Source organism: Thermoactinomyces sp. CICC 10523, assembly GCF_016055105.1.
Lineage (GTDB): Bacteria > Bacillota > Bacilli > Thermoactinomycetales > Thermoactinomycetaceae > Thermoactinomyces_A > Thermoactinomyces_A daqus.
In genome coordinates this window covers 1-3283 of sequence record NZ_JAECVX010000032.1, presented here as the reverse complement: position 1 = coordinate 3283, position 3283 = coordinate 1, and the positions used below count along the sequence as shown (strand labels likewise).

At 50.7% G+C, this 3283-nt stretch carries 2 protein-coding genes and 1 pseudogene; 1 reads left to right on the top strand and 2 read right to left on the bottom strand.

Going from position 1 to position 3283, the window contains the following annotated elements; genetic code table 11:
* Positions 1-1237, top strand: a 1237-nt coding sequence (locus tag I8U19_RS17845; protein WP_370589819.1) for a hypothetical protein, incomplete at its 5' end; no start/stop codon positions are given.
* Between the two features lie 489 nt (positions 1238-1726).
* Here I8U19_RS17845 and I8U19_RS17015 read toward each other — a convergent pair.
* Together I8U19_RS17015 and I8U19_RS17010 are read right to left on the bottom strand one after the other, a co-directional pair.
* Positions 1727-2680, bottom strand: coding sequence for an ABC transporter permease subunit (locus tag I8U19_RS17015; protein ID WP_370589820.1), 954 nt, complete (start codon positions 2678-2680; stop codon positions 1727-1729).
* A 236-nt stretch (positions 2681-2916) separates the two neighbouring features.
* Positions 2917-3006: pseudogene (locus I8U19_RS17010) on the bottom strand (helix-turn-helix domain-containing protein); the annotation flags it as partial.
* Between the last annotated feature and the right edge of the window lie 277 nt (positions 3007-3283).

Here is a 3283-nt window from a genome sequence, read left to right as displayed (position 1 = left end):
CAGCATGAGCATCGGCATCCGCATCCGCATCAGCATCGGCATCCGCATCCGCATCCGCGTCCGCATCGGCGTCAGCATGAGCATCCGCATCCGCATCCGCGTCGGCATCCGCATCCGCATCGGCATCCGCATCCGCGTCAGCATGAGCATCGGCATCCGCATCCGCATCAGCATCGGCATCCGCATCCGCATCCGCGTCCGCATCGGCGTCAGCATGAGCATCAGCATCGGCATCCGCATCCGCATCCGCGTCCGCATCGGCGTCAGCATGAGCATCGGCATCCGCATCCGCATCCGCATCCGCGTCCGCATCGGCATCCGCATCCGCATCCGCATCCGCGTCAGCATGAGCATCGGCATCCGCATCCGCATCCGCATCGGCATCCGCATCAGCCTCGGCATCCGCATCCGCATCCGCATCCGCGTCAGCATCCGCGTCAGCATCCGCATCCGCATCAGCGTCGGCATCAGCGTCAGCATCCGCATCCGCATCCGCGTCAGCATCCGCATCCGCATCCGCGTCAGCATCCGCATCCGCATCCGCGTCAGCATCCGCATCCGCATCCGCATCCGCATCCGCATCAGCGTCAGCATCCGCATCCGCGTCAGCGTCCGAATCAGCGTCAGCGTCGGCATCGGCGTCAGCGTCGGCATCAGCGTCAGCATCCGCATCCGCATCCGCGTCAGCATCCGCATCCGCATCCGCGTCAGCATGAGCATCGGCATCCGCATCCGCGTCGGCATCCGCATCCGCATCCGCATCGGCATCAGCGTCAGCATCCGCATCCGCATCCGCATCCGCGTCGGCATCCGCATCCGCATCGGCATCCGCATCCGCGTCAGCATGAGCATCGGCATCCGCATCCGCATCAGCATCGGCATCCGCATCCGCATCCGCATCCGCATCCGCGTCGGCATCCGCATCCGCATCCGCGTCGGCATCCGCGTCAGCATCCGCGTCAGCATCCGCATCAGCGTCAGCGTCCGAATCAGCGTCAGCGTCGGCATCGGCGTCAGCATCCGCATCCGCATCCGCATCCGCGTCAGCATCCGCATCCGCATCCGCGTCAGCATCCGCATCCGCGTCAGCATCCGCATCCGCGTCAGCATGAGCCTCGGCGTCGGCATTGGCGGTAGAATTGGCAGTGGCGTCGCCATTCGGATCCTTGTCATGATCAGCGTGGTCATGATCAGCGTCGGTATCGGCATTGGAAATAATTATATTGTCGCTATCTAGATCAGCTTGGTTTGTTAATTGGCCCTTGTTAGTGGCATTACTCGCACAGTAGGGTGATATATCCGGATTCGATATCGAATTTTCGATATTTTCTATATCTTCGAAGTCTTCCCGATCTTTCGTCCTTTTCTTTCTTCTCTTATCTTTAAGGTCATCACGATCACGCAGTCTTTTCTTTCTTCTTTTTTCTTTAGGATCATCACGATCACGTAGTCTTTTCTTTTTTCTTTGATCTTTTTTGTTTCTAGGGTTATTATTTAGATCCAAAATAATTTCCTCCTTTCTTTTTACGAAATTATTATATTAAGATATATCTCAGTTTGTTCCAGGCCAAGCAATCAAAATAAAGCCAGAATGTACTAACCACTAAATGTCAATAGCACTAGAAGACTCGTTTATAGACTTATTTATAGATTAGTTTAGTTTGCTGACCTCATAGGATTTCAGAAAAGGTGTAAGTTAATTTAGGGGAACAAAGGGGGTGTTTTTTTATGGGGAGAAGAAAGTGGACGGCAGAAGAATAAGCGAAATGGTGTTAGTAGGTTTTCCCACTACATTTCTACTGATCCGAAGGCTCCTAAAACTCGATATGCATTTTTTCGGGTGAATTACGAAGTATAACAGTACATTCCCGCTATCCTTCAATTCCAAATTCCAGTCCAGACTGGGAATCAGGAAGCGTGTGATACCCGGGGAGTTAAACAGATTTTCAATCACGATCAGGTTTCCGGTCATGATCGAGGCGATTCGGAACAAATCCGCTTTGATCACGGGCAAAACGTTCCGGAGTACATGCCGGGCGTAGATCGTCCATTTTTTCAATCCCTTGGATTTGGCTGTCAAAATATAGTCTTCTGTCAAATCTTTGTGCTCTTGAAGGGCGACCATCCGCATGATATATGAAAAAGGCAAATAACATAAGGTCAGAAAGGGCAACAGATAAGCGGTGCCAAATGCGGTTGTATTCACCTCTGCCACCAGCCAGCCGGTCTGCCGGAAGATAAACACAACCAGAAGTTGGAGGAAAATGGCTGTGGCAAAATCCGGAATGATCGCCATAAGTTCCAGAAGGGTCCGGATCCAGATGCCGGAACGAGCCAGGAAAAGATCAAGGAATGTTCCTGACAGCAAGGCGAGCAGACTGGTTGAAACCATATTGACTGCTGAAAAGGCGATAAAGGATCGAGTATCGGTGAAAAAATTGCGCGTCTCTGTTACCTGTTCGTGCGAATTGGAGTTATAGTAGAGATAAGCCTGATAGGTAAAGCTTTTTCCGCTCGGAATCCCTCCGATATAGTTGGCAATCTTGCCAAACATCGAGGCGAAGGCTTGGGACGGAGAAATTTTACCTGTGGATTGGCCCAGGATGGCATCGTGGCCGAAGCCAAATATCAACATGTCAATAAATTGGGGCAATGCAACAATAACCAGAACGGCAAACACTAATAGCAACAGTGTAAGCCATGTTCAGCGATCCGAAATTCGCTGGTTATCCGCTTAGAACCCCACCCGTCTTTGTATACCAATCGAAGATCTTCCGCATGACTTAGGCTTCCTCTTCATTGATTTGCAAAAATCCGTCCATCTGGTCTTTGTACTGAAATCATTAATCCAGTCGACCTTTTTCCCAAAACAAAAACCCCTGCCTTCTTTGCAAATGCGGCAGGGTCACATACAGACTAGATCTTTAATTCGGCCAATCTTACCAACTCCACTACGGCTTGGGACCGTCCTTTCACATTCAACTTTTGCATGACGTTACTGATGCGTACCTTTTGCAAACTTTGGGACATATGTTTAACGTATTTGTTCTTCTTATTTTAGCTATTGGAACCAGCCGCATTTATTTGGGTATCCGCTACACATGTGATGTAGTTGCTGGTTTTGCAGCCGGTGGGGGTTGAACTTTCGATACCGTAGTGGAACTTTTATAAGAAATTGTAGAGCTGCTATAATGACCCCATACGCTTCCAGACGAAAGATAAAGTATAATGGAAGGAAGCAAGAAAGGGGTCGTTTTTTATGGGGCGGCGAAAATGGACTGCT